Genomic DNA, 26,531 nt, shown 5'->3' on the forward strand with positions numbered 1-26,531 from the left:
TTCACAGCCCCCACACCGTCGTCACGGTTGGCTGGCGCGGCACACTGTCCGGGCACGGGGCGCGGCACGCCGTCCCGGTGGGCAGGGCGCACGATCGAGAGCGGAGGAGTCGTCGGTGACCTCAGGTGGACCGGAGCTCGGCAGCACGCCGAACGGGGTGGACGCGGGGCGCGACGCTCAGCTGCTCGAGCGCACCATCTTCGAGGTCAAGCGGGTGATCGTCGGTCAGGACCGACTGGTGGAACGTCTCCTGGTGGGCCTGCTGGCCAAGGGGCACGTCCTGCTGGAGGGCGTGCCCGGGGTGGCCAAGACGTTGGCGGTGGAGACCTTCGCCCACGTCGTGGGGGGTTCGTTCTCCCGGGTCCAGTTCACCCCCGACCTGGTGCCGGCCGACCTGCTGGGCACCCGCATCTACCGCCAGGGCCGCGAGGAGTTCGAGACCGAGCTCGGACCGGTCGTCGCGAACTTCGTGCTGGCCGACGAGATCAACCGTGCGCCGGCCAAGGTGCAGTCCGCCCTGCTCGAGGTGATGGCCGAGCGGCACGTCACCATCGGTGGGGTCACCCACCCGATGCCGGACCCGTTCCTGGTCCTCGCCACCCAGAACCCGATCGAGAACGAAGGGGTGTACCCGCTGCCCGAGGCCCAGCGGGACCGCTTCCTGTTCAAGCTGCTGGTGTCGTACCCCTCCGTGGAGGAGGAGCGCGAGATCGTGTACCGCATGGGCGTCCGCGCGCCCACCGCGTCCCAGGTGCTCAGCGCGCCCGAGCTTGTCCGCCTGCAGGGTGTGGCCAGCCAGGTGTTCGTGCACCACGCGCTGGTGGACTACGTCGTGCGCGTCATCGCCGCCACCCGCAACCCCGGCGAGGTGGGCATGGCGGACGTCGCGGGCTGGATCACCTACGGCGCCTCCCCGCGCGCCACCCTCGGCGCGGTGGCCGCGGCCCGTGCGCTGGCCCTGGTCCGCGGGCGGGACTACGTGCTGCCCCAGGACGTGGTGGACGTGCTGCCCGACGTGCTGCGACACCGGCTCGTGCTCTCCTACGACGCGATGGCCGACGAGGTGCCCGTCGAGCACGTCATCACCCGGGTGCTCCAGACGGTGGGCCTGCCCCAGGTGAGCCCGCAGACGGTGGCGGTGGGTGGGCCCGCACCCACCGGCGCTCCCGTTCGGTGAGCGCACCGGCACCTGGCGCACGGCCCGCCTGGGCCCCACCGTCGCTGGACTCCGGTCACCTCGTCGACCCCCGGCTCGCGGCGGCGCTGCGCACCCTCGAGCTGACGGTGCGCCGGCGGCTCGACGGGCTGCTGCAGGGCAACCACACCGGGCTCGTGCCCGGCCCCGGAAGCGAGCCGGGGGAGGTCCGGGCCTACCAGCCCGGCGACGACGTCCGGCAGATGGACTGGTCGGTCACCGCTCGGACCACCGAGGCGCACGTGCGCCAGACGGTCGCCGACCGCGAGCTGGAGACCTGGGTGGTGCTCGACTTGTCGCCGAGCCTCGACTTCGGCACAGCGGCCTGCGAGAAGCGCGACCTGGCCGTCGCCGCGGTCTCGGCGATCACCCACCTCACCGCCGGCGGCGGCAACCGGATCGGGGCCGTGATCGCCACCGGTGAGCGCACCATCCGCCTGCCCGCGCGGGGAGGAGCCGTGCACGCGCGCACGCTGCTGCGCACCGCGGCCACCACACCGCGGGCTCCGGACGGGACCCGCGGCGACCTCGCCGCCGCCCTCGACGTGCTGCGACGTCCGCTGCGCCGCCGCGGCCTCGCGGTGGTGGTGAGCGACTTCCTCGGAGACCTGGACTGGGAGCGTGCCCTGCGCGGGCTCTCGGCGCGCCACGACCTGCTGGCCGTCGAGGTGCTCGACCCCCGAGACCTGGAGCTGCCCGACGTGGGACGCGTGGTGCTCAGCGACCCCGAGTCCGGGCGGACCCGCGAGATCACCGCCACCCCCCGCCTGCGAGCGGACTTCGCGGCGGCTGCGGCCGCGCACCGCGCCGACGTGGCTGCGGCGCTGCGCCGCTGCGGCAGCGGGCAGCTCACGCTGCGCACCGACCGCGACTGGGTGGCCGACGTGGTCCGCTTCGCGACCGCGCGCCAGCGCGGGGGCCTCGGGGGTGCGCGCCCGGGGGGCCGAACCAGCTCCGGGGCACGCGGATGAGCCTGTCCGGTTTCGCGTCTCCGCTGTGGTTCCTGCTGCTGCTGGCGGTGGCCGCGCTGCTCGCCGGCTACCTGGTGGTGCAGCGTCGTCGTCGACGGAACACCCTGCGCTTCACCAACCTCGCGCTGCTGGAACGGGTGGCGCCCCAGCGGCAGGGCTGGCCCCGCCACGTCCCCACCACGCTGCTGCTCGTGGGTCTGGTGGGTCTGACCGTGGCACTCGCCGGCCCGACCGACGACGTCAAGGTCCCCCGGAACCGGGCCACGGTCATCCTCACCATCGACGTGTCGCTGTCCATGGAGTCCACCGACGTCGCCCCCACCCGGCTCGAGGCCGCCCAGCAGGCGGCCAAGGACTTCGCCAACGGGCTCACCCCGGGGATCAACCTCGGGCTCGTGGCCTTCTCCGGCACCGCGGCCGTCCTGGTCTCGCCGACCACCGACCGCGCCCCGGTGCGCAGGGCCATCGACAGCCTGCAGCTCGCCGAGCGCACCGCCACCGGTGAGGCGATCTTCACGTCCCTGCAGGCCATCGACACCCTCGCCGCGCTGGTGCCCAGCGGTGAGGGCCCGCCCCCGGCCCGGATCGTGCTGCTGTCGGACGGGAAGCAGACCGTGCCGGAGAAGACCGACGACCCGCGCGGCTCGTTCACCGCGGCGGCCCGGGCGAAGGAGAAGGGGGTGCCCATCTCCACCATCTCCTTCGGCACCACCTACGGCACCGTGGGCATCGACGGCCAGCAGATCCCGGTGCCGGTGGACGACGCGTCGATGGGTCGGATCGCGGACATCTCTGGGGGAGACGCGTACAGGGCCTCGAGCCTGGAACAGCTCAACCAGGTCTACGACACGCTCAAGGAGCAGATCGGGTTCGAGACCACCCGGGGCGATGCGAGCCGACCGTGGCTGCTGCTGGGGACCCTCGCGTCCCTGCTCTCCGCTGCGGGGGCCCTGGTCCTCACCCAGCGCTTGCCCTGACCGTCCCCGCACGGCCCAGGACCCGGCGCCCCTGGCGGGCTACCCGCGGGTAGCCGATAGGTTTCCCGTCATGGCCGACACCCCGACCGCCCGCTCCGTCCTGGTCACCGGCGGAAACCGCGGCATCGGGCTCGCGATCGCCCGTGCGCTGTCCGCCGACGGGCACCGGGTGGCGGTCACCCACCGCGGCTCCGGCGCGCCCGAGGGGCTGTTCGGCGTGCGGTGCGACGTCACCGACACCGCCGCCGTGGACGCCGCCTTCACCGCCGTGGAGGCCGAGCAGGGTCCCGTCGAGGTGCTGGTCAGCAACGCGGGCATCACCGACGACGGCCTGCTGATGCGGATGAGCGAGGACAGCTTCACCTCGGTGCTCGACGCGAACCTCACCGCCGCCTACCGGGTGGCCAAGCGCGCCTCGCGCGGCATGCTCAAGGCGCGCTGGGGGCGGATGGTGTTCATCTCCTCGGTCGTCGGGCTCTCCGGTGCCCCGGGCCAGGTGAACTACGCCGCCTCCAAGGCCGGGCTGGTAGGGCTGTCCCGCTCCATCGCCCGAGAGCTGGGTTCGCGCTCGATCACCGCCAACGTGGTGGCCCCGGGGTACGTGGACACCGACATGACCGCGGTGCTCAGCGAGGATCGTCGGGCGGCGATCACCGCCTCGATCCCCCTCGCCCGCCAGGCCCGGCCCGAGGAGGTCGCCAGCGCCGTCAGCTGGTTGGCCTCCGACGGGGCGGGCTACGTCACCGGTGCCGTCATCCCCGTGGACGGTGGCATCGGCATGGGCCACTAGCTCCACCCCCGCTCCTCTCTCTCGTCGCAAATAGCGGGCTATTTGCTGCTCGAAGACCACGACACCAGCGAATAGCCCGCTATTTGCGACACGTAGGAGAGAGGACCACACCGTGACCGGACTGCTCGAGGGCAAGCGCCTGCTCGTCACCGGCGTCATCACCGACGCCTCCATCGCCTTCCACACCGCCAAGGCCGCGCAGGAGCAGGGCGCCACCGTGGTGCTCACCGGGTTCGGCCGCATGCGGCTCGTGGAGCGCATCGCCCAGCGTCTGCCGCAGCCCGCCCCGGTCATCGAGCTCGACGTCGCCGACCCCGCCCAGCTGGACTCGCTCGCCGACCGGGTCCGCGAGCACGTCGACGGTCTCGACGGCGTGGTGCACTCGATCGGCTTCGCGCCGCAGAGCTGCCTCGGTGCGCCCTTCCTGGACGCACCGTGGGAGGACGTCTCGACCGCCGTGCAGGTCTCGGCCTACTCGTTCATGTCGCTGGCCAGGGCGGCGCTACCCCTGATGGGCCCCGGCGGCTCCGTCGTGGGGATGGACTTCGACGCGCGCGTCGTGTGGCCGGCCTACAACTGGATGGGCGTGGCCAAGGCGGCCCTGGAGAGCGTGAACCGCTACCTCGCCCGTGAGCTGGGTCCGCAGGGGATCCGGGTCAACCTGGTGGCGGCCGGACCCATCCGCTCGATGGCGGCGAAGTCCATCCCCGGGTTCAGCGCCATCGACGAGAGCTGGGACGCCCGCGCCCCGCTGGGCTGGAACACCGAGGACCCGACGGCCGTCGCCAAGTCGGTCTGTGCGCTGCTCTCGGACTGGCTGCCGGCCACCACAGGGTCCATGGTCATGGTCGACGGTGGGGCGCACTTCATGGGCATGTGAGCCGCCCGTCGCCGACGTGCCGCGAGAAGAGCTCTCGCGACAGGTGGGGCCGTGGGGTGTCGGCACGCTCACGCCGGGCGGGCGGGCGGTGCGCCGGGGGCTGCGGCAGGATCGGGTCCGTGCCTGAGACCCCCGCGCCCAAGAGCCCCGTGCCCGGGGGCTTCGACGCCCTGCTGCTGCTGTCCTTCGGCGGACCCGAGGGGCCCGAGGACGTGCGGCCGTTCCTGGAGAACGTCACCCGCGGCCGTGGCGTGCCGCCCGAGCGGCTCGACGACGTCGCCCAGCACTACCTGCACTTCGGCGGCGTGAGCCCGATCAACGCGCTGAACCGGCAGCTCATCGCCGACGTCGAGGCCGAGCTGGAGCGCCAGGGGATCTCCCTGCCGGTGTACTTCGGCAACCGCAACTGGCACCCCATGGCAGAGGCCACCCTGGCCCAGATGCACGCCGACGGGGTGCGCAGCGCGCTCGTGTTCCCCACGTCGGCGTGGGGGGGTTACTCCGGGTGCCGGCAGTACCACGAGGACATCGCCCGGGCCCGGGAGGCCGTGGGCGCCGATGCCCCGGACCTGCTGAAGCTGCGGCACTTCTTCGACCATCCGCTCTTCATCGCCTCCGTCGCCGATGCGCTCACGGCGGCCTACGACGGCCTGACCGAGCAGCAGCGTGCCGGTGCCCGGCTCGTGTTCACGGCGCACTCCGTGCCCGAGGCCGCCGACCGGGCCGCCGGACCCCCGGAGGAGGGCGGGCACCGGTACTCCCGCCAGGTGGCCGAGGCCTCCCGGCTGGCGGCCGAGGCGGTCGGCGTGGTGGAGCACGACGTGGTGTGGCAGTCGCGCTCCGGCCCGCCGCAGGTGCCGTGGCTGGCCCCGGACGTCGTCGATCACGTCGAGGCACTGCACGCCGCCGGCACGACCACGGTGGTGGTGTGTCCGGTGGGGTTCGTCTCCGACCACCTCGAGGTGGTGTGGGACCTCGACACCGAGGCCGCGGAGAAGGCGGCCGAGCTGGGGATGACCCTGGTGCGCGCCGGCACGGCCGGACCGGACCCGCGCTTCGCGGAGATGGTCGTCGAGCTCGTCCGGGAGCACACCTCGGCCGCCCCGGTCCGGCGGCTCTCCGACATCGGCTCGGCGGGGTGCACCCTCAACGGTGTGCCCTGCGCGGTGGGCTGCTGCGAACCGACGAAGCGCCCGGTGCGCCCCGCGAGCTGAACCCGGCGCGGGATCTAGCTGGCGGCGCGTCCGGCCGTGAGCACCCGCACGGTCTCCGCCACTGCGGCCGTGCGCGCCGTGCGCACGGCGGTCCACAGCGGTCGGAGCAGGTCGTCGCGGGCCGCTGCCGTCGGGGCGGAGCGCGCACCACCGGGCGCGTCCTGGCCGGCGGCGGCGAGGATCGCGGCCACCTCGTCGGCGGAGTCCAGCACGCGCAGGGCTCGTCCCGGGGTGCCCGTCGGCCAGTCCAGCCGTGGCCGTGCCCGCAGCGTCGCCGCGATGCGACCGCGGACGTGCCGGTCACCGCTCGCGACGTCGAGCTCGAGCAGGGCGCGAGCGCTGTCCCGGACCGCTTCGCGCAGGCCGTGCTCGGCCTCCCCGAGCCCGGTGTGGTCGGCCGGCCGGATGACTGCGGGGACGGCGAACACCCTCCAGCGCAGGGCTTCCCGACCCTCCGGCACCGGGACCAGGCCCATCCGGGCCCCGGGGACCAGCACGCCCTCCCCGGCGGCGAGGGCGGCGCCGGCGAACGCCGTGCCTGCCGGGAGGCCGCGGACGTCACCGGCGGCCGGGAGCACCAGGCGCACGTCGGTGTCGCCCGCCGCCCGCAACGGGGCGAACAGGGTGGCGGGTCCCACGGTGCCGTCGTCGGGTCCGGGCAGGCCCGTGCTCCCGGCGGCCACCCGGTCGGCGGCGTGCACGCGGTGCAGCGGGGCCCAGGCGGTCAGCGCGTCGAGCACGTCGTCGGCCGCGGCGGCGCCGGCCAGCCAGGCGGAGGCCCAGACGGCGAGGGTGGCACTGGCGTTCGGCACGGTGTTCGAGCATAGGTCGGCGTGCCGCTGGGCGTCGGACGGCGTGCCGCTGGGCGTCGGACGGCGTGCCGCCGTGCGCCCTGGGCCCCGTGCCACCTACCGTCGCCGTCCGTGGACACCTCCTACGGCGACATCTTCTCCGGGCACCAGCGCAGGGCCGCCCGGGTGGTGCCCGAGGTTCCCGCGGAGCGCGACCTCGTGGTCGAGGACGCCGCCAGCGGCTGGTGCGGGGCGGTGCTCGGGATCGAGAAGACCGGGGACGGGGACTTCGTCCGGCTCGAGGACGCCCGGGGCCGCAGCAGGCTGTTCGCGCTGACCCCGGCTGCGTTCCTCGTCGACGGGCGACCCGTGACGCTGGTCCGGCCCGTCGTCGGACCGGCGGGTCCGCAGCGCACGGCGTCGGGGTCCACGGCGGTCACCGGGCTGCGTGCGCGCACGGCCCTGCCCAGCCGGATCTGGGTGGAGGGCATCCACGACGCGGCGCTGGTGGAGCGCGTGTGGGGTCACGACCTGCGGGTGGAGGGGGTGGTGGTGGAGCACCTCGAGGGTCTCGACAACCTGGCCGACCGGCTCGACGCGTTCCGCCCGGAGCGTGGCCGCCGGGTGGGGGTGCTCGTCGACCACCTCGTCACCGGGTCGAAGGAGTCGCGGCTGACCAGCGCCCTCGACCCGCGCGTCCGTCCGCACGTCATGGTCACCGGTCACCCGTACGTCGACGTCTGGGAAGCCGTGAAACCCGCCTCGCTCGGCATCGCCGCCTGGCCCCGGGTGCCGCGCGGCCAGGACTGGAAGACCGGGGTGTGCGACGCGCTCGGCTGGGGCACCCCCCGCGAGGGGTGGCGACGGGTCAGCTCGGCGGTGTCCAGCTTCCGCGACCTGGAGACGCCGATGATCGGGGCCGTCGAGCGGCTGGTGGACTTCGTCACCGAACCCGCGGGCTGAGCCCGGGACGTCCCGGTATGTCCGTCTCCCGACCCCGGGCGCGGGACTCTGACACAGTGGGGGTGTGGCAGCTCTCGTCTGGCTCGTGGCCGGGATCCTGCTGGCGGCCGCAGAGGCTCTCAGCGGGGACTTCGTCCTGCTCATGCTGGCCGGGGGTGCGCTCGGCGCCGCCGGGATCAGCGCCGTAGCGGGCGACGCCTACCTGGTGCAGGCGGCGGTGTTCGCCGTGGTCTCGGTGGCGCTGGTGGCCGGGGTTCGTCCGCCGCTCAAGCGGCGGGCCCTGCGGGGGCCGGACCTCGCCGTCAACGTGGCGGCCCTGGTGGGCCGGGAGGCGGAGGTCCTGGAGCTCACCAGCTCCGACGCCGGTCAGGTGAAGCTCTCCGGTGAGGTGTGGACGGCCCGCTCGGCCTCGAGCGCGGACGTGTTCGATCCCGGTCAGATCGTCCGGGTGGTGCAGATCGACGGCGCGACCGCCGTCGTGGGGAGAGAGATCTGATGGATGCTGCTCTGATCGTGCTGGCGGTGGTCGTCCTGCTCGTGGTCGTCCTCGCCGTCAAGTCGTTCGCCCTGGTGCCGCAGGCCGAGGCGGCGGTGGTGGAGCGCCTCGGCCGCTACAACAAGACGATCAGCGGGGAGCTCGCGTTCCTCATCCCCTTCGTGGACCGGGTTCGCGCCAAGGTCGACCTCCGTGAGCGGGTGGTCAGCTTCCCGCCGCAGCCCGTCATCACCCAGGACAACCTGACGGTGAACATCGACACGGTCGTCTACTTCCAGGTGACCAACCCCCAGTCCGCCGTCTACGAGATCAACAACTACATCGTCGGGGTCGAGCAGCTGACCACCACCACCCTGCGCAACGTGGTCGGCGGGATGACCCTGGAGCAGACGCTGACCTCGCGGGACTCCATCAACGGCCAGCTCCGTGGCGTCCTCGACGAGGCGACCGGCCGGTGGGGGCTGCGGGTGGCCCGGGTGGAGCTCAAGAGCATCGACCCGCCCCCCTCGATCCAGGAGTCGATGGAGAAGCAGATGAAGGCCGACCGCGAGAAGCGGGCGACCATCCTCACGGCCGAGGGCCAGCGCGAGAGCTCCATCAAGACCGCCGAGGGCCAGAAGCAGAGCCAGATCCTGATGGCCGAGGGTGCCAAGCAGTCGGCGATCCTCTCCGCCGAGGCCGAGCGGCAGTCCCGGATCTTGCGGGCCCAGGGTGAGCGGGCGGCGAGGTACCTGCAGGCGCAGGGCCAGGCCAAGGCCATCGAGAAGGTGTTCGCCGCCATCAAGGCGGGCAAGCCGACCCCCGAGCTGCTGGCCTACCAGTACCTGCAGACGCTGCCGCAGATGGCCCAGGGAGACGCGAACAAGGTGTGGATCGTGCCCAGCGACTTCGGCTCCTCGCTGCAGGGCTTCGCCAAGATGCTCGGTGCGCCGGGCGAGGACGGCGTGTTCCGCTTCGAGCCGAGCGCCGACGACACCACCGTGGCCGTCGACGACTCCGAGGAGGTCAAGGACTGGTTCGACACGTCCACCGACCCACGGATCGCGGCCTCCGTCGCCGCGGCCGAGGCCGTTGCCCGCACCGACGTCGAGGCCCCGCACGAGGAGGCCCGCCGCACGGGGGCCGAGGCGGCCGAGCGGGCGGCCCAGGCCTCGCACGCCGCCAACCAGCGGGACGAGCAGTCGCAGCAGCCGGCGCTGGAGAGCCCGACCACGGTGGACCCGTCACCCTGGCAGCAGGGCCCGGTGGCGCGGAGGTGGGACGAGCAGCTGCCGCCGCAGGGCGGTCGGTGAGCGCGATCGGGAAGCGCCTCTGGTCGTCGTGACCACGGGTGCTTCCCGATCGTGGTGAGTCAGCCGGCTCAGGTGGTGCGGACGAGATCGATCACCGCCTGGGCCAGCTCCGGTCCGGCGTCCTCCTGCAGGAAGTGCCCGGCCCGCGCGATCGTCGGGTGCGCCAGGCCCGCAGCCCCGGGAACGGTGCGGGCCAGCACCGGACGCATCGGCCCGGTGATCGGGTCGGAGTCGCTGAACGCGATGAGGAACGGCTTCGTCCAGCGGGACAGCTCCGCCCACGCCGAGCGGTTGGCCGCGGTCGCCGGGTCGTCCGGCGTGGTGGGCAGGATCAGCGGCATCGCCCGGGGGCCTGCCTTGTACGACTCGTCGGGGAACGGTGCGTCGTAGGCGGCCTGGTCGGTCGGGGCGAGCCCGCGCACGCACCCGCTGGCCACGAGGCGGCCGACGTCGAGCTCCGGCGCGTTCTCCACGGCACGGCGGAACCCCCACCACACGTCGGGCATGGGGTGGTCGCCGGTCGGCAGCCCCGTGTTGGCGGCCACCACCCGCGCGAACCGGTCCTGCTCCTCGGCCACCAGGCGGAGCCCGAGCAGCCCGCCCCAGTCCTGGCCGACCAGGGTGACGTCGTGCAGGTCCAGCACGTCCACGAGCAACGAGCGCAGCCAGCCGACGTGCCGGGCGTAGGTGTGGTCGCCGACCTGCGCCGGCTTGTCCGAGCGGCCGAACCCGACGAGGTCCGGCGCCACCACCTGGCAGCCGGCCTCGACCAGGGGCGGGATCATCCGTCGGTACAGGTAGGACCACGTCGGCTCCCCGTGCAGCAGGAGCACCACCGGTCCGTCGCCCGGTCCGTCCTGCACCCAGGCCATCTCGGCCGACGCGCCGTCGGGTGCGGTCACGAGGGCGCGGTGGTGCGGGCTGGGGTGCTCGTCCAGACCGTCGAAGCGTTCGTCGGGGGTGCGCAGGAGGTCCATGGCTGGTGATCCTGCACCCTCGGGTCAGGTGAGCAGGGCCCGCACCACGGCCCAGCACCCCACGGCCCAGAGCACGCTGGTGAAGGTGCCGATGATGAACTGCTCGCCGGCCCTGGCCTCGCGCAGCTCGGGGTAGCGAGCGAGGCCCTTGACCGCGAGCACCACCGCGAGTCCCTCGGGCCAGCCCGCGAGCAGGGACACGGCGACCGCGGCGCGCTCGAGCACGCCGATGACGGCCCCGCCGCGCAACAGGTCCTGGACGGGCAGCGGGTTCGACTGGGCCCGTCGGGCGAGGTGGAAGACCAGCCGCACCGCCGGCCCCGCGCCGCCGGCCGCAGCGAGCACGCCGAGGACCTGCGCCAGCCCGCCGGTGGTGCTGCCGAGGGGGGCGGCCAGGGCAGCGAGGAGACCGGCCACGGCCAGCCCGGCCACCTGCAGCAACGCCGGTACCCAGGCGTCGTCCCCGGTCCTGCGTCCCCGCACCGCCCGGAGCCGGGCGAGGGCCGCGGGCAGCGCAGCCACCACGGCGAGCAGGGCGAGGACGGTGGCGCTCACGCCTGTGCTCCCCGGCTCCCGAGGGTGCCGGTGTGAAGGGTGCCGGACCCGGGGGTGTCCGCGTCCGCACGGTGCAGCAGGGTGGCGGCCACCTCCCGGCCGGCCTGCTCGGGCTGCCAGCCCGCAGCGCGCAGCCGCTGGGACACGGCCTGCGGGGTGACGCCCAGCCGCTGGGCGGCCTCGGCCTGCGTGTGCCCCGCGTCGACGAGCTCGACGGCGGCCCAGCCCTGCGCGGAGCGCCGCTGCACCAGCAGCGCGACCAGGTCGAGCACGGCCTGCGCGTCGGATCCGTCGGACCCGGCTCCCTCGACCGCCAGGTGGGTCGGTGCGGACTTCGCGCGCTCGACCGCCGTGCGGGCGCGCTCGAAGGCAGGCCCACGTCCTGCACGGGTCGAGACCGGCAGCGGCTCGGAGACGGGTCCGACGCCGATGCCGATGCTCCAGTGACCGTCGCGGACGAGGGCCAGGGTGGTGCGGACCAGCTCGCCGGCGTCGTCGAGGACCGCCTGGACCTCGTCACCCGCCGTTCGCTCGAACGCGCGGACGACCGCGGTGGACGACGTGCTGCGCAGCAGGTCCTCCACCCGGTCGTCGTCGCGGCGGCTGCCGCGCTGGTCGACGGTGAGCACGAACACCGATGCCTCCTCGCTCTCGAACCGATGCACGAATCAAGTCTGGACGCTGGATTGGTCGCGATCCGTGGTGCAGGCTTGCCCGCACCGGCAGACCAGACGCTCGCAGGTCACCCCGACGGGATCGAAAAGACAAGTGTGCAACCTTGACTGCAGGGATGCAAGCCTCAAGGCTTGACGGGGGTGCGAACGTCGAGCACGAGCCCCACCAGGCCCAGGACCCCGAACGCCAGACCGAGGGTGAGCAGCCAGGGCGAGCCGTGCCCGGCGACCGCGCCGCCCAGCACCACGAGCGAGACCGTCCCCGGAACGACACCGACGGCCGTGGCCAGGGTGAAGGGGACCACGCGCACCGCCGAGACCCCGCAGGCATAGTTGACCAGCCAGAACGGCACCACCGGCACCAGCCGCAGGGAGGCCACCGCCAGCCAGCCCCGCCGGGCCAGGCGCGCATCGGCGCTCCGGAACGAGGGGTGCTGCAGCCGGGCGGCCACCGCCTCGCGGCCCACGGTACGCACGAGCAGCAGGGCGAGGACCGCGCTGGTCGTGGCGCCGACCACGGCCAGCACCACCCCGGTCGACGGCCCGAAGAGCACGCCGGCCGCCAGGGTGAAGGCCGTCCTGGGCACGGGCGTCACCGTGACGAGCGCGTGCGCCACGACGAAGGCGACCGGGAGCGCCGGACCGAGCCCCTGCAGACCCAGCACCCGTTCCTGCAGGGCCACCTGGGCCGCGGTGACGGAGGGGAGGTGCTCGCGCAGCAGCACGGTGGCGGCGACCACCAGGACGACCGCGACACCGAGGACGACAGCGCGCCGACCCGTCACCACCGCCTCCGCACACCCACGACGGTACGCAGCCGCGCGCGCCCGCGGCCCCCACCTGCGACCACCCCGTGCAACGTCGTTGCAACCCTGTACGGGTGACCAGGCCCGTGCCACAGTGCGCACACGGCCACGTGATCGGGATCACCGGGATCGGGGGCCGTCCGACAACGACGTTGAGGAGACCGGATGAAGACCAAGGCCGCGGTCGTGTACGAGACCGGCAAGCCCATCGAGATCGTGGAGCTCGACCTGGACGGCCCCCGCGAGGGCGAGGTGCTCATCCGCTACACCCACGCCGGGCTCTGCCACTCCGACGTGCACATCTCCCACGGCGACCTCGAGGCGCGGCTGCCCATGGTCCTCGGCCACGAGGGCGCCGGGATCATCGAGGAGGTCGGCCCCGGGGTCACCCGCGTCAAGGCCGGCGACCACGTGGTGTGTTCCTTCATCCCGAACTGCGGCGTCTGCCGCTGGTGCGCGACCGGTCAGCAGGCCATCTGCGACATGGGCGCCACCATCCTGGAGGGCTACCTGCCCGGCGAGCGCTTCCCCTTCACCGGGCCCGGCGCGGAGAAGAACTACGGCGCCATGTGCATGCTGGGCACCTTCAGCCAGTACGCCACCATCCACCAGAACTCCGTGGTCAAGGTCGACGACGACATGCCGCTGGACAAGGCCGTGCTCGTCGGCTGCGGCGTGCCCACCGGCTGGGGCTCGGCCGTGAACGCCGCCGCCGTGAAGCCCGGCGAGACCGTCATCGTGGTCGGTGTCGGTGGCATCGGCATCAACGCCGTGCAGGGCGCGCGCTTCGCCGGGGCCAAGAACCTCATCGCCGTGGACCCGCTGGAGAACAAGCGCGAGAAGGCCATGGAGCTCGGGGCCACCCACGCCGTCGCCACGGCCGCGGAGGCCATGGAGCTCGCCCAGTCGATGACCAACGGCAACGGCGCGGACAAGACCATCATCACCGCCGGCATCGTCACCGAGGAGATCGTCACCGACTCCTTCAACGCCACCGGCAAGGGCGGCACCATCGTGCTGACCGGGCTCAACAAGCTGTCGGTCGACAACATCAAGCTGCCGGGCTCGATCATGACGCTGTTCAAGAAGACGCTGAAGGGCAGCCTGTTCGGCGACTGCAACCCCACGACCGACATCCCGAAGATCCTGGGGCTCTACCAGTCCGGCGACATCAAGCTCGACGAGATCATCACGCGCACGTACACCCTGGACCAGGTCAACGAGGGCTACGAGGACCTGCTCAACGGCAAGAACATCCGTGGCGTCCTCATCCACGAGCACTCGTGAGCGCTGTTCTCCGGGCCGACGGGTCGGGTGTCTCCGCGCCCGACCCGTCGTCGCGTCCGCGCTCGGTCGTCGGTCGGGCCCGTGAGGTCGAGCTGCTCGTCGCCGCGCTGGACTGCGGGGCACACGTGCTGCTCGAGGGACCGCCCGGCACCGGCAAGACGACCCTGCTCCGCTCGGTGGCCGACGACGAGTCGGTGCCCTTCGTGTTCGTCGAGGGCAACGCCGAGCTGACCCCGGGTCGGCTCATCGGGCACTTCGACCCGTCCCAGGTGCTGACCGACGGATACACCCCCGACACGTTCGTCGACGGGCCCCTCGTGGAGGCGCTGCGCTCCGGTGCGCTGCTCTACGTCGAGGAGGTCAACCGGGTCCCCGAGGAGACCCTCAACGTCCTCATCACGGTCATGAGCGAGGGGGAGCTGCACGTCCCGCGGCTCGGGCGGGTGTCCGCCGAGGGCGGCTTCCGGCTCGTGGCGGCCATGAACCCCTTCGACGCCGTCGGCACCGCCCGCATCTCGGCCGCGGTCTACGACCGGGTCTGCCGCATCACCATGGGCTACCAGGACGCCACGGACGAGGCGGAGATCGTGGCCCTGCGGGCGCCCGAGGTCCCGGCGCAGTGGCGTGCCCAGGTGGTCGACCTGGTGCGGCGCACCCGGGACCACGCGGACGTCCGGGTGGGCTCGTCGGTGCGGGGATCGATCGACCTCGTGCGGCTCACGACCTCGCTGGCCCCGCGTCGCGGCACCGCCGTGACGGACTGGCACACCGGGCTCGACGCCGCGCTGGTCGCGCTCTCGGGTCGCGTGCGGCTGCACGAGTCCTGCGCACGCACGCCCGAGGCCGTGGTCCGGGAGATGTACGAGGCGGTGTTCGGGGCCGAGCCGCGGGAGTCCGACGCCGCCGACGACGGCGAGGGTGGTGGTGCGTCGGGGGGAGCCTGAGCCCGCCGGGAGCGGGCGAGGACACACAGCCACCCCCTGACCGCCGGCGCGGTCCGCAGCAGCGCACGGCGTCGCGGTCCGAGCTGGCCCGGCACGCGCAGTTCGAGCAGGTCTCTCCCGAGGTGGGTGTGCTCGACGAGGAGGCCTTCGAGGCCGCCATGGGTGCCGATCCGGACGCGGCCCTCACCCTGCTGGCGTCCATGGCGTCGGCGACGGACGAGAAGCTGCGGCGGGCGGCGCGACGGCTCGCGGCCCGCATCGTGCTCGACCTGGCCCGCAAGGGGATCGCGCTGGGCCGCGGCGTGGGCAAGCTGCGCAGCGTGTCCGCCGACCGGGGCGGTGACCTCGACGTGGACGCCTCGTTGGACGCGGTGCTCGCCGGGCGTGCCGAGCGGCGGGCGCCGTACGTGGAGGACCTGGTCGCCCGGCAGTGGGCCCGGCCCGAGCTCGCGCTGTGCCTGGTGGTCGACCGCTCGGGGTCCATGGGCGGTGAGCGCCTGGCCGCGGCCGCGCTCGCGGCCGCCGCGTGCGCGTGGCGGGCCCCCGGTGACCACGCGGTGCTCGCGTTCGCCCGCGAGGTGGAGGTGCTGCGGCCCATGGGGTCCGACCGGCCCGCGGCAGCCGTGGTGGACTCCGTGCTGAACCTGCGGGGGCACGGCACCACGGCACTCACGGCGGCACTGGCGGCGGCCGCGGAGCAGCTGGAGCGGACCCGGGCGGCGCGACGGGTGGTGGTGCTGCTGTCGGACTGCCGCACCACCGACACCGACGACCCGGTGCACGTCGCGCGCCGGCTCTCCGAGCTGGTGGTGCTGGCCCCGGCCGGGGACACCGAGCAGGCGGCGGACTTCGCGTCCCGCAGCGGTGCTCGGTGGGCACCGCTGTCCGGAGCCGCGGACGCACCGACGGCGCTGCGCGAGCTGCTCGGCTGACGTCGCCGGTGGTGCCGGCCTGGTCGGGGGGCAGGTCAGCGCTCGGTGACGACCCCGACCAGGCGCAGGCACTCGTCGACCGCGGGGACGAACCGGTCGCTGCGCTCGCACGGCACCGCGCGCAGGTACTCGAGGTAGGCGCCCAGGGCGGGCAGCGACCGGGCGTCCACCCGGACCCTGGCGGCCAGCTCACCCAGCCGGAAGGCGGAGGTGGGGACGAGCACGGCCAGGTCGCGCAGCTCGAGCTGGAGCTGGGCACCGTCGCAGCACAGGCCCTGGACGGTGGTCGGCTCGAGCAGGGTGGCTGCGCTCATGGTGTTCTCCAGGGTCGTGCCGCACCGGAGCTGGGATGTCCGAGGGCCTCTGCACGGTCCATCGTCGCGGGGACCCCGGATCGTTAACCCGGGCCGCCGGGGTCGCGTCAGGCGGGCTTGACGGCGAGCACCGGGCAGCCCACCTCGAGCAGGACCCGCTGGGCGGTGCTGCCCAGCAGGAGCTTGCCGACGGGGGAGCGGCGGCGGATGCCCACCACCACCAGCTCGGCGTCGGCTGCGGCCGCGACGATCTCGTGGGCGGGATCGGCGTCCGGGGCGAGCTGGCGCACGTCGCCGTCCACGCCGTGCTCGGCGAGCATCCCGCGCAGCGCGTCGACGTACTGCTCCTCGGAGACGTCCGGGGTGTCCGAGGGTGGGGTGCTCAGGACCACCAGCCGGGCCGAGCGCAGCTGCGCCTCGAGGACGGCGCGGTGCAGGGCCGCCTCACCCTCCGGGGTGGCGATGTGACCGACGACGATGACCACGGGTGACCTCCAGGGGCGGGTGCGGTGCATCCCCAGTGTGGACCCCGGCGGCTGGGCGGCCCGAACCGGTGGCGCCTAGCGTCGGGGTGGTCGGGGGAACGAACGACGAGGGGTGCGCACGTGGAGCAGGTACGGCTGGGTCGGACGGGTCTCGAGGTCTCCAGGATCTGCCTGGGCTGCATGAGCTACGGCGATCCCGCGCGCGGCGGCCACCCCTGGAGCCTGGACGAGGAGGCCTCGCGGCCGTTCCTGAAGCGGGCCCTGGAGCTCGGCATCACCTTCTTCGACACCGCGAACGTGTACTCGGCCGGATCCAGCGAGGAGATCGTCGGGCGGGCGCTGAAGGACTTCGCCCAGCGGGACGAGATCGTGCTGGCCACCAAGGTGCACGGCCGGATGCACGACGGGCCGAACGGCGCCGGGCTCTCGCGCAAGGCGATCATGGCCGAGATCGACCACAGCCTGCGCCGGCTGGGCACGGACTACGTCGACCTCTACCAGATCCACCGCTGGGACCCCGTGACGCCGGTGGAGGAGACCCTCGAGGCGCTGCACGACGTGGTCAAGGCCGGCAAGGCCCGCTACCTCGGGGCGTCGTCGATGTGGGCGTGGCAGTTCAGCAAGGCGCTGCACACCGCCGACGCGCACGACTGGTCGAGGTTCGTCTCCATGCAGGACCACCTCAACCTGCTGCATCGCGAGGAGCAGCGGGAGATGCTGCCGCTCTGCGCGGACGAGGGCATCGGCGTCATCCCGTGGAGCCCGCTGGCCCGGGGGCGCCTGGCCCGGCCGTGGGGCACCGACACCGAGCGCTCGGGCACCGACGAGTTCGGCAAGATCCTCTACGACGAGCCCGACCGCGCCGTGGTGGAGCGGGTGGCGCAGGTGGCCGACGGCCGCGGCGTGCCCATGGCCCAGGTCGCGCTGGCGTGGGTGTCCCAGGTGCCGGGCGTGGTCGCCCCCATCGTCGGCGCCACCAAGGCGCACCACCTGGAGGACGCGGTGGCGTCGCTGGAGATCACCCTCAGCGCGGAGGAGGTCGCGCTGCTGGAGGAGCCCTATGTGCCGCACGCCCCGGCCGGGTTCCGCTGAGCGGCACTTGAACCGCCAAGTGCGGGCTTCTGGCGGTCATTCCCGGGTGGATGACCGCCAAAAGCCCGCACTTGGCGTTGGATTTGCTCAGCCGTGGCGAGTCTGCGGGCGATGACCAGGCGCTGGAGCTCGCCCCGGACGTCGCCGTCGCCCGGGCCGGGACAGCGTTGTCCGGGCCCGGTCCGTGGGAGCTGGCGGCGACCGCCGTCGCCCACCACCGCGACCCCCGTCCAGGAACCCGCGCCCGAGGTCACGTGCCTCGACCTGCAGGTCGCGCAGGTCGCCATCCAGCAGGCCGGGGTCTGCTCCTCCCGCAGCGATGACGCCAGTGGCGCCGGGCGGGCCCAGGTCCTCGACCGGAGCTGGACCGTCGTCTCCCAGGGCCCCGCCCCCGGCGTCCTCATCGGCGAGGGAGACGTCGTGCTCTCGGTCGTCCGGACGGGGGAGCCGAACAGCTGCTGATCCGCGGCACCCCGGCGAGTGACGCCGAACCCGCAGCACCGGCAGCCGTCCGGGCTCCACCGTCGCAGGGGTGCTGTAGACAGGGCCCGTGCTCCACCTCCACCGTGCCGAGCGGACACCCGCCCTGGTGGACGCCCTCGCGCGGATCCTGGCCGAGCCCCCGGCCGACCCGTTCGCCGACGACGTCGTGGCGGTGCCCTCGCAGGGGGTGGAGCGGTGGCTCGCCCAGCGCCTGTCCACCGTCCTTGGGGCCGGAGACCGCCGGGACGGCATCTGCGCCGGGGTCCGGTTCCCCTCCGCCGCAACCCTGGTCGACAACGCCGTCGCGGCCGCCACCGGGACCGACCCGCGCACCGACCCGTGGGTCCGCCCGACCTGGGTGCTGCTCGAGGTGATCGACGAGTGCGTCACCGAGACCTGGTGCTCCGTGCTCGCCCACCACCTGGGCGCGGACCGCGACGACAGCAGGTCGCTCGAGCGTCGGGGCCGCCGCTGGGCCACCGCCTCCCACCTGGCCGGGCTCTACCGGACCTACGCCGCCGAACGGCCCGCGATGATCGAGGCGTGGGCGGCCGGCGCGGACACCGACGGGTCCGGCCACGCGCTGCCCGCCGACCTGCACTGGCAGGCCGAGCTCTGGCGACGGCTGCGCACCCGCCTGGGCCCCGACCCCGTCGAGCACCTCGACGCCACCTGCGGCGCCCTGCGCGAGCACCCCGAGCTGTCCGCACTGCCGCAGCGGCTCAGCATCTTCGGGGCGACGCGGCTGTCCACCCGCGCCCTCGCCGTCCTCGACGCGCTGTCCGAGCACCGTGAGGTCCACCTGTGGCTGCCCCACCCGAGCCCCGCGCTCTGGACCGCCCTGCACGGCCGCTGCGCCACCCGCCGCGCCAGCGACCCCACCACCACCGTGGCCACGCACCCCCTGCTGCGCAGCCTCGGCCGTGACGTCCGCGAGCTCCAGCTCCGGCTGCCCGCCCACACCGACACCCACCACCCCGCCGCAACCGCCGACGACCGGCCGACGCTGCTCGCCCAGCTGCAGCGCGACCTGCTCCACGACCAGCCCCCCACGGGCGGCCTCACCGCCGACGCCACCGTCCAGGTGCACTCCTGCCACGGACCCGGCCGGCAGGTCGAGGTGCTCCGTGAGCTGCTGCTGAGCCTGTTCGAGGACGACCCCACCCTCGAACCGCGCGACGTCCTCGTGCTCTGCCCCGACATCGAGACGTTCGCGCCGCTGATCCTCGCCACCTTCGGCCTCGACACCGCCCTGCCGCACCCCGGCGGCGCCCTCCGGGTCCGGCTCGCCGACCGCAGCCTCCGCCAGACCAACCCCCTGCTCGACGTCGTCACCCGCCTGCTGCAGCTCGCCGGGAGCCGGGCCACCGCCACGCAGGTCCTCGACCTGGCGGCGACCCCCGGGGTCCGGACCCGCTTCGCCCTCACCGACGACGACCTCGACCGCGTGCGCGGATGGGTCGCCACCTCCGGGGTGCGGTGGGGCCTGGACGAGAGCACCCGCGCCGCCCACGGCCTGGGTGCCGTGCCGCAGAACACCTGGCGGACCGGGATCGACCGCATCCTGCTCGGCGTGACCACCGCGGAGGACGACCACGTCACCCTCGGGCGCGCCCTGCCGCTGGACGACGTCGACAGCGGCGACGTGGACCTCGCCGGCCGCCTCGCCGAGCTCCTCGACCGGGTCCAGGACGTGCTGCACGCCCTCGACGGGGAGCACCCCGCCGCCCACTGGACCACCACCCTGCTGACCGCGCTGGACTCCCTCACCGACACCACCGCCGACGACGCCTGGCAGCTCGCGCAGGCGCGCCGCGAGCTCGCCGCCGCGACCGACGGGAGCACCGGCACCCTCCGGCTGCCCGACGTGCGGGCGATGCTCGCGCAGCGGCTGCGCGGGCACCCCACCCGGGCCAGCTTCCGCACCGGCAACCTCACCGTGTGCACCCTCGTGCCCATGCGGGCCGTCCCGCACCGGGTGGTGGTCCTGCTCGGCATGGACGACGGTGTCTTCCCGCGGGCCGGCGCCCGGGACGGCGACGACGTGCTGGCCCGCGACCCCGCCATCGGCGAGCGGGACGCCGGCAGCGAGGACCGCCAGCTCCTGCTGGACGCGCTGCTGTCGGCCGGGGACCGCCTCGTCGTCCTGCACACCGGAGCCGACCCCGTCACCGCCGCGACCCGTCCGCCGGCCGTCCCGATCGGCGAGCTCCTCGACGTGCTCGACCTCATGACCACGGCCACCCGGGACACCCTGGTCCGCCGCCACCCGCTGCAACCGTTCGACGCCCGCCAGTTCACCGGCACGCCGCCGACGAGCTTCGACCCGGTGAACCTCGCCGGCGCCCGCGCGGCCGCCCAGCCCCGGACCCCCGAGCCGGCCCGGACGCTGCTGGCCCCCCGCCCGGGGCCGGTCACCCTCGAGGACCTGGCCTCGTTCGTCGAGCACCCCGTGCGGGCCTTCCTCCGCCAACGGCTGCAGATCACGCTGCCCGGCGAGGACGACGACGTCCTCGACTCCCTCCCCATCGAGCTCGACGGCCTCCAGACCTGGGCCATCGGCGACCGGCTGCTCACCGCCGCCCTGGCCGGGACCTCCGAGGCTGACGCCGCCCGCACCGAGCGCCTGCGCGGCACCCTGCCGCCCGGTGCCCTCGCCGCCGCCGTCCTGCGCACCGTCCTGCCCCGCGTCGGCGCGCTCGCCGAGGCCGCGGCCCCGCTGCTGGCGGGGGCACCCCGCACCGTCGACGTGCGCCTGGACGTCGCCGGCACCGACCTCAGCGGGACCGTGGCCGGGGTGCGGGCGGGCGGCACCGTCGTCACCGTCACCTACTCGACCCTGGCCCCCAAGCACCGGGCCCGGGCCTGGGTGAACGCCCTCGCCCTGGCCGCCACGGAGGGCCACGGCCGGGCCGTCACCATCGGCCGCGCCGGCGACCGGGCCCGGACCTCCACGCTCGTGGCCCCCGCCGACCCGCTGACCGTGCTCGCCGACCTCGTCGACCTCCGCCAGCGGGGGCTGCGCGAGCCGCTGCCGCTGCACCCCGCCCCCTCCGAGGCCTACGCCGCCAGCCGCACCAACCCCGAGCGGGCCCGGGGTGCGGCGAAGGCGGCGTGGGACGGCGGGATGTTCCCCGGCACCGGGGCCGACCGCCACCACGTGCAGGTGTGGGGAGCCGACGCACCCTTCACCGTCTGGACCGAGCAGGCGGCCCGCGCGGACGAGCCCGACCTGGGGGAGCGCTCCCGGTTCGGCACCCTCGCCCACCGGTTCTGGCACCCGCTGCTCGAGGCCGAGAACCTCTCGTGAGCACCGTGACCACCCCCACGGCCGCTGCCGGGCCCCCACCGTTCGACGTGTGCGGACCCCTGCCCACCGGGACCACCGTCCTGGAGGCCAGCGCCGGCACCGGCAAGACGTTCACCATCGCCGCCCTGACCACCCGCTTCGTCGCCGACGGGGTCTGCGAGCTCGCCCAGGTCATGCTCGTCACCTTCGGCAACGCCGCCTCCCGCGAGCTCCGGGACCGGGTCCGCGAGCGCATGGTGAGCGCCGAACGAGGGCTGCGGGACCCCGACGTCGCCCGGACGCAGACCACCGACCCCGTCCTCGCGCTGCTGGCCACCGGCACCCCCAGCGAGGTGGGGGTGCGCCGCGAACGGCTCGTCCGGGCCCTGGCCACCTTCGACGCCGCCACCATCGCCACCACCCACAGCTTCTGCCAGCAGGTCCTCACCGGCCTGGGCACCGCCGCCGACACCGACCACACCGCCACCTTCACCGACACCATCGACGACCTGCGCCAGGACGTCGTCGACGACCTCTACGTCCGCGCCTTCGCCCCCTCCTCCGACCCCCCGTTCATCACCCCCCGCGACCTGGGCCTGCTCGCGGCCGCCGCCACCGGCAGCGACCGGCAGGCCCGGCTGGAGCCCACCGACGAGAGCGGTGTCACCGGACGCCTGCGAGGGGCCGCCCAGGCCATCCGCACCGAGGTCGCCGCCCGCAAGCGGGCCCGCGGCCTCGTCGACCACGACGACTGGCTCACCCAGCTCCGGGACGCCCTCACCGACCCCGTGACCGGGCCGGTGGCCTGCCAGCGGGTCCGTGACCGCTACCGCGTCGTCATGGTCGACGAGTTCCAGGACACCGACCCCGTCCAGTGGGACGTCCTGCGCCACGCGTTCCACGAGCACACGACCCTCGTGCTCATCGGCGACCCCAAGCAGTCGATCTACGGCTTCCGCGGCGGCGACGTCACGACGTACCTCGCCGCCACCGGCGTCGCCACCGCCGAGTCCACCCTGGACCGCAGCTGGCGCAGCGACGCCCGCCTCGTCACCGCCCTGCAGCACCTGCTCGGCGGCGTCGCCCTCGGCGACCGCCGCATCGTCGTGCGCCCGGTCGACTCCGCGCACCCCGAACCCCGCCTCACCGGGGCCGGGGCCCCGCTGCGGGTGCGCCGCGTCCTGCGAGCGGGCCCGGACCCCCGCAAGGCCCTCGCGGTCGGCGTCGCGCGTCCGCTGGTGGCCACCGACGTCGCCGACGACATCGTCCACCTGCTCACCGGGCCCGCCCGGCTGCACGGCCGGCCCGTCGGACCCGGCGACATCGCCGTGCTCGTCCGCACCAACAAGCAGGTGCAGCTCGTCCGCCAGGCCCTGGGTACCGCCGGGGTCCCCGCCGTCGCCGCGGGCGGAGGCACCGTGTTCGCCACGGCCGCCGCGCGCTCCTGGCTCGTCCTGCTCGAGGCCGTGGAGCAGCCCCACCGGTCCGGCCGCGTCCGCGCAGCAGCGCTCTCGGTCTTCCTCGGCCGCGACGAGCAGACCCTCGACCAGCTGGGCGACCAGCTCACCGACAGCCTCTCCACCCAGCTGCGGGGCTGGTCGGAGCTGCTCGCCCGCCGCGGGGTCGCCGCCTTCCTCGAGGTCCTCACGGAGCAGGAGAGCCTGCCCGCCCGGATCCTCGCGAGGCCGGACGGGGAACGGGTCCTGACCGACCTGCGCCACGCCGGCCAGGTGCTGCACGCGGCGGCCCTGGCGGAGTCGATGGGGCTCACGGCGCTCGTCGAGTGGCTGCGTCGTCGGATCGCCCGCGCCGGGCAGGAGAACACCGATGACCGCAGCCGCCGCCTCGAGTCCGACGACGACGCCGTCCAGGTCATGACCGTGCACACCAGCAAGGGCCTCGAGTTCCCCGTCGTCCACGTCCCCTTCGGCTGGGACCGCTGGAACAACGACCGCCCGGCCACCCTGCGGCTGCACGACGACGCCGGCCACCGGGTCCTGCACGTCGGGGGCACCCGCAGCCCCAGCTACGACGACGCCCGTCGCCGCCACCACGACGAGGAGCGCGGCGAGGACCTCCGCCTGCTCTACGTCGCCCTGACCCGCGCGTCCAGCCAGGTCGTGGCCCACTGGGCGCCCACCACCAACACCGCGACCTCGTCCCTGCACCGGGTCCTGTTCGGCGACCGCACCGGCGACCAGCTGCCCGACTCCGTCACCGTCCCCACCGACGAGGTCGCCGCGCAGCGGCTGGCCGCGCTCGCCGAGCGCTCCGGGGACCTCGTCAGCGTCCACGACGTGCCGCCGGCCCCCACCGCGGGCCGGTGGCGCCGAGCCACCACCCCCACCCCGGAGCTGAGCGTGCGCAGCTTCACCCGCCGCCTCGACCACGACTGGGCCCGCACGTCCTACAGCTCCATGACCCGCGCCGCCCACGAGCACCCGCCGACCAGCGAGCCCGAGGTCGACACCACCACCGACGAGCGCGACACCACCGCGGACCCGACCGCCCCGCCGAGCACCAGCACCCCCGGGGACCTCCCGAGCCCGCTGACCGACCTGCCCGGGGGCGCCGCGTTCGGGACCCTCGTCCACGACGTCCTCGAGGACACCGATCCCGACGAGCTGCTCCGGCGCTGCACCGACGCGGTGCTGCGGCACGGCGTCCGGGGGGTCGACCCCGCTGCCCTCGCCGAGGCCCTGCGACCCGTGCTGCGCACCCCGCTCGACGAGCACGGCACCACCCTCGGCACGGTCGCTGCCCACGACCGCCTCGCGGAGCTCGACTTCGAGATGCCGCTGGCCGGGGGGGACGACACCGTCACCGGCGCCCGGCTCGCCGACATCGTCGACCTGCTCCGGCGCCACGACCTCGGTCCGCTCGCGGGGTACGCCGACCAGCTGGCCCGGCTGCCCGCCCAGACCCTGCGCGGGTACCTCACCGGCAGCATCGACGCCGTCCTGCGCCTGCCGGGACCCCGCTACGCCGTCGTCGACTACAAGACCAACCGGCTCGGCCCCGAGCCCCTCACCACCGCCCACTACCGGGGACCCGCCATGGCCGCGGAGATGCAGCACACCCACTACGCGCTGCAGGCGCTGCTGTACTCCGTCGCCCTGCACCGGTTCCTGCGCTGGCGCCAGCGAAGCTACGAACCGGCGGTGCACCTCGGCCCCGTGCTGTACCTGTTCGTCCGGGGCATGGCCGGACCCGACACCCCGGCCGGCGCCGGCGTCTTCACCTGGACCCCCGACCCCACCCTCGTCACCGAGCTCTCCGACCTGCTCGCGGGTCCCCGGTGATCCCCGTCCGGGCCACCGGCCTGCTCCGGGACTTCGCCGAGGCCGGCGTCCTGGAGGCCGCGGACGTCCACGTCGCCCTCCGGCTGTCCCAGCTCGGCGGCGAGGGGGCGGAGACGGTCCTGCTCGCCGCCGCCCTCGCCGTGCGGGGGGTCCGGACCGGCTCCGTCTGCGTCGACCTCGCCACCATCGCGGGCTCCGTGCTCGTCGACCCCGATCCCGACCACCCTGATCCTGACGACCCCGATCGTGACGACCCGGGGGCAGAGCCCACGCCGGACCCCACCGGCGCCGTCGCGCCCCCCCTGGCCTGGCCCGAGACCTGGGACGCCCTGCAGGACAGCCCCCTCGTGGCCGTCGGGGTCGACGCCCCGTGGCGCCCGCTGCGGCTGGTCCACGGCCTGCTGTACCTCGACAGGTACTGGCAGCAGGAGCAGCTGGTGCGCCGCGAGCTCGACCAGCGCGCCGCCCGGCCCACCCCCGCCCTCGACCTCAGCGCCCTGCCCGGCCTGTTCCCCGTGCCCGGTCCCGACCGCCAGCGCCTCGCCGTCGCGGTCGCCGCCGACCGCTGGGTCAGCGTCATCACCGGCGGCCCCGGCACCGGCAAGACCCACACCGTGGCCCGGCTGCTGGCCCTGCTGCTCGCCCAGCCCGGACCGACCCCCCGCATCGCGCTGACCGCACCCACCGGCAAGGCCGCCGCCCGGCTGCAGGAGTCCGTGCAGTCCCAGGCCGCCGCGGTCGGCCTCCCGCTCGACCTCACCGCCTCCACCCTGCACCGCCTCCTGGGCTGGCGCCCCGACAGCCAGAGCCGCTTCCGCCACCACGCCGGCAACCGTCTTCCCTACGACGTCGTCGTCGTGGACGAGTCCTCGATGGTGTCGCTGACGCTCATGGCCCGGCTGCTCGACGCCGTCCGCCCCACCGCACGCCTGGTCCTCGTCGGCGACCCCGACCAGCTCACCCCCGTCGACGCCGGCGCGGTGCTGAGCGACCTCGTGCACCGCCCCGCCCCCACCGGCGCACCCGTGACGGCCCCCAGCGGGATCGACCCGACCGAGCTCGACCTCGACGGCACCGAGCGTGCCCAGCTGGGCAACGGGATCGTCCGGCTGCGGGTCTCCCACCGCTACGGCCACCAGATCGGGGCGCTGGCCGAGGCCATCCGCACCGGGGACGCCGACGCCACCCTGGGCCTGCTGCACGACGGCGGCTCGCTGACCCTGGAGCCCGGGTTCGACGCGCTGCGCACCGAGGTGACCGCGACCGGTGTCGACATGGCCGCGGCCGCGTCGGCCGGGGACGCGGCTCGCGCCATCACCCTGCTCGGCACCCACCGCCTGCTCTGCGCGCACCGGACCGGTCCCCACGGGGTGACGTGGTGGAACGAGGAGTGCAGCCGGTGGAGCGGTGCGACCGGGGCACGCTGGTACGCGGGCCAACCCCTGCTGATCACGGCCAACGACTACGAGAACGCCCTCCACAACGGGGACACCGGCGTCGTCGTCGAGACCCCCGACGGACTGCAGGCCGCCTTCGCCCGGGCCGGCGGGATCGAGCGCATCGCTCTGTCGCGGCTGTCGTCGGTCGTCACCGCCCACGCCCTGACCGTGCACCGCTCCCAGGGCAGCCAGTACGAGTCGGTCACCCTCGTCCTGCCACCCCCCACGTCGCCGCTGCTGACCCGCGAGCTGTTCTACACCGCGATCACCCGGGCCTCGGCGCACGTCCGGGTCATCGGGTCCGAGGAGTCGGTGCGCGCCGCCGTCGGCCGTCAGCTCGTCCGGGCCAGCGGGCTGCGCCGGACCAGCACGGGCTGAGCGGG

General features: G+C 74.5%; 24 protein-coding genes. 17 read left to right on the plus strand and 7 right to left on the minus strand.

Annotated features, from left to right (window positions below):
• The first annotated feature begins 115 nt into the window (after nt 1-115).
• The 6 genes from RHODO2019_RS07265 to RHODO2019_RS07290 all read left to right on the plus strand — a co-directional run bounded on the left by RHODO2019_RS07265 (nt 116) and on the right by RHODO2019_RS07290 (nt 6,027).
• A complete protein-coding gene (locus tag RHODO2019_RS07265; protein ID WP_435532185.1) occupies nt 116-1,177 on the plus strand; it encodes an AAA family ATPase in 1,062 nt (353 codons plus the stop codon).
• Nucleotides 1,174-2,166 (plus strand): DUF58 domain-containing protein, encoded by a 993-nt coding sequence (locus tag RHODO2019_RS07270; RefSeq protein ID WP_265384304.1) that lies wholly within the window; start codon nt 1,174-1,176, stop codon nt 2,164-2,166. Before RHODO2019_RS07265 ends, RHODO2019_RS07270 begins: the two co-directional genes overlap by 4 nt.
• Nucleotides 2,163-3,143: a VWA domain-containing protein gene (locus RHODO2019_RS07275; protein ID WP_265384305.1), complete on the plus strand. Its 981-nt coding sequence runs from the start codon at nt 2,163-2,165 to the stop codon at nt 3,141-3,143. The genes RHODO2019_RS07270 and RHODO2019_RS07275 overlap by 4 nt, the downstream gene beginning before the upstream one ends.
• Nucleotides 3,144-3,213: 70 nt before the next feature.
• The gene (gene fabG, locus RHODO2019_RS07280; RefSeq protein ID WP_265384306.1) at nt 3,214-3,933 is read left to right on the plus strand and encodes a 3-oxoacyl-ACP reductase FabG; all 720 of its coding nucleotides are present in this window, start codon (nt 3,214-3,216) and stop codon (nt 3,931-3,933) included.
• Nucleotides 3,934-4,045: 112 nt separating this feature from the next.
• A complete protein-coding gene (gene fabI, locus RHODO2019_RS07285) occupies nt 4,046-4,813 on the plus strand; it encodes an enoyl-ACP reductase FabI (RefSeq protein WP_265384307.1) in 768 nt (255 codons plus the stop codon).
• Nucleotides 4,814-4,932: 119 nt separating this feature from the next.
• Entirely contained in the window at nt 4,933-6,027 is a 1,095-nt protein-coding gene (locus RHODO2019_RS07290) for a ferrochelatase (RefSeq protein ID WP_265384308.1), read from the plus strand.
• Nucleotides 6,028-6,041: 14 nt separating this feature from the next.
• On the opposite strand, the gene RHODO2019_RS07295 is transcribed toward RHODO2019_RS07290, so the two are convergent.
• The gene (locus tag RHODO2019_RS07295; protein WP_265384309.1) at nt 6,042-6,839 is read right to left on the minus strand and encodes an Rv1486c family protein; all 798 of its coding nucleotides are present in this window, start codon (nt 6,837-6,839) and stop codon (nt 6,042-6,044) included.
• A gap of 111 nt (nt 6,840-6,950) precedes the next feature.
• On the opposite strand from RHODO2019_RS07295, the gene RHODO2019_RS07300 reads away from it, so the two are divergent.
• From RHODO2019_RS07300 to RHODO2019_RS07310, 3 genes are all read left to right on the plus strand, one after another.
• A complete protein-coding gene (locus RHODO2019_RS07300) occupies nt 6,951-7,781 on the plus strand; it encodes a DUF3097 domain-containing protein (protein ID WP_265384310.1) in 831 nt (276 codons plus the stop codon).
• A gap of 64 nt (nt 7,782-7,845) precedes the next feature.
• The gene (locus tag RHODO2019_RS07305; RefSeq protein WP_265384311.1) at nt 7,846-8,277 is read left to right on the plus strand and encodes an NfeD family protein; all 432 of its coding nucleotides are present in this window, start codon (nt 7,846-7,848) and stop codon (nt 8,275-8,277) included.
• On the plus strand, nt 8,277-9,569 hold the full coding sequence (locus RHODO2019_RS07310; protein ID WP_265384312.1) for an SPFH domain-containing protein: 1,293 nt from the start codon (nt 8,277-8,279) through the stop codon (nt 9,567-9,569). The genes RHODO2019_RS07305 and RHODO2019_RS07310 overlap by 1 nt, the downstream gene beginning before the upstream one ends.
• A 68-nt stretch (nt 9,570-9,637) precedes the next feature.
• Here the strand turns inward: RHODO2019_RS07310 and RHODO2019_RS07315 are convergent, their stop codons facing one another.
• The 4 genes from RHODO2019_RS07315 to RHODO2019_RS07330 all read right to left on the minus strand — a co-directional run bounded on the left by RHODO2019_RS07315 (nt 9,638) and on the right by RHODO2019_RS07330 (nt 12,560).
• Nucleotides 9,638-10,546 carry a haloalkane dehalogenase gene (locus RHODO2019_RS07315; protein WP_265384313.1) on the minus strand — a complete coding sequence of 303 codons (909 nt, stop codon included), beginning with the start codon at nt 10,544-10,546 and terminating at the stop codon, nt 9,638-9,640.
• A gap of 24 nt (nt 10,547-10,570) precedes the next feature.
• Nucleotides 10,571-11,101, minus strand: coding sequence for a hypothetical protein (locus RHODO2019_RS07320; RefSeq protein WP_265384314.1), 531 nt, complete (start codon nt 11,099-11,101; stop codon nt 10,571-10,573).
• Complete coding sequence (locus RHODO2019_RS07325; RefSeq protein ID WP_265384670.1) at nt 11,098-11,736, minus strand: hypothetical protein; 639 nt, start codon at nt 11,734-11,736, stop codon at nt 11,098-11,100. The genes RHODO2019_RS07320 and RHODO2019_RS07325 overlap by 4 nt, the downstream gene beginning before the upstream one ends.
• Before the next feature lie 164 nt (nt 11,737-11,900).
• On the minus strand, nt 11,901-12,560 hold the full coding sequence (locus RHODO2019_RS07330; protein ID WP_265384315.1) for a TVP38/TMEM64 family protein: 660 nt from the start codon (nt 12,558-12,560) through the stop codon (nt 11,901-11,903).
• A gap of 186 nt (nt 12,561-12,746) precedes the next feature.
• Here RHODO2019_RS07330 and RHODO2019_RS07335 point away from each other — a divergent pair, with 186 nt between their 5' ends.
• The 3 genes from RHODO2019_RS07335 to RHODO2019_RS07345 all read left to right on the plus strand — a co-directional run bounded on the left by RHODO2019_RS07335 (nt 12,747) and on the right by RHODO2019_RS07345 (nt 15,744).
• Nucleotides 12,747-13,868, plus strand: a complete 1,122-nt coding sequence (locus RHODO2019_RS07335; protein WP_265384316.1) for an NDMA-dependent alcohol dehydrogenase — start codon at nt 12,747-12,749, stop codon at nt 13,866-13,868.
• A complete protein-coding gene (locus RHODO2019_RS07340; protein ID WP_265384317.1) occupies nt 13,865-14,812 on the plus strand; it encodes an AAA family ATPase in 948 nt (315 codons plus the stop codon). The genes RHODO2019_RS07335 and RHODO2019_RS07340 overlap by 4 nt, the downstream gene beginning before the upstream one ends.
• Nucleotides 14,813-14,934: 122 nt before the next feature.
• Nucleotides 14,935-15,744, plus strand: coding sequence for a VWA domain-containing protein (locus RHODO2019_RS07345; RefSeq protein ID WP_265384318.1), 810 nt, complete (start codon nt 14,935-14,937; stop codon nt 15,742-15,744).
• Nucleotides 15,745-15,779: 35 nt separating this feature from the next.
• Here RHODO2019_RS07345 and RHODO2019_RS07350 read toward each other — a convergent pair whose 3' ends face one another.
• Complete coding sequence (locus RHODO2019_RS07350) at nt 15,780-16,058, minus strand: hypothetical protein (protein WP_265384319.1); 279 nt, start codon at nt 16,056-16,058, stop codon at nt 15,780-15,782.
• A 107-nt stretch (nt 16,059-16,165) separates the two neighbouring features.
• Entirely contained in the window at nt 16,166-16,543 is a 378-nt protein-coding gene (locus RHODO2019_RS07355; RefSeq protein ID WP_265384320.1) for a universal stress protein, read from the minus strand.
• Nucleotides 16,544-16,663: 120 nt separating this feature from the next.
• On the opposite strand from RHODO2019_RS07355, the gene RHODO2019_RS07360 reads away from it, so the two are divergent.
• The 5 genes from RHODO2019_RS07360 (at nt 16,664) to recD (ending at nt 26,526) form a co-directional block, all read left to right on the plus strand.
• Nucleotides 16,664-17,635 (plus strand): aldo/keto reductase, encoded by a 972-nt coding sequence (locus RHODO2019_RS07360; RefSeq protein WP_265384321.1) that lies wholly within the window; start codon nt 16,664-16,666, stop codon nt 17,633-17,635.
• Between the two features lie 111 nt (nt 17,636-17,746).
• Nucleotides 17,747-18,097, plus strand: a complete 351-nt coding sequence (locus tag RHODO2019_RS07365; protein WP_265384322.1) for a calcium-binding protein — start codon at nt 17,747-17,749, stop codon at nt 18,095-18,097.
• 88 nt (nt 18,098-18,185) lie between these two features.
• Nucleotides 18,186-21,428, plus strand: a complete 3,243-nt coding sequence (gene recC, locus RHODO2019_RS07370) for an exodeoxyribonuclease V subunit gamma (RefSeq protein WP_265384323.1) — start codon at nt 18,186-18,188, stop codon at nt 21,426-21,428.
• Nucleotides 21,425-24,709 (plus strand): UvrD-helicase domain-containing protein, encoded by a 3,285-nt coding sequence (locus RHODO2019_RS07375; RefSeq protein ID WP_265384324.1) that lies wholly within the window; start codon nt 21,425-21,427, stop codon nt 24,707-24,709. Before recC ends, RHODO2019_RS07375 begins: the two co-directional genes overlap by 4 nt.
• On the plus strand, nt 24,706-26,526 hold the full coding sequence (gene recD / locus RHODO2019_RS07380; protein WP_265384325.1) for an exodeoxyribonuclease V subunit alpha: 1,821 nt from the start codon (nt 24,706-24,708) through the stop codon (nt 26,524-26,526). Before RHODO2019_RS07375 ends, recD begins: the two co-directional genes overlap by 4 nt.
• Nucleotides 26,527-26,531 lie beyond the last annotated feature (5 nt).

The organism is Rhodococcus antarcticus, assembly GCF_026153295.1.
Classification (GTDB): domain Bacteria; phylum Actinomycetota; class Actinomycetes; order Mycobacteriales; family Mycobacteriaceae; genus Rhodococcus_D; species Rhodococcus_D antarcticus.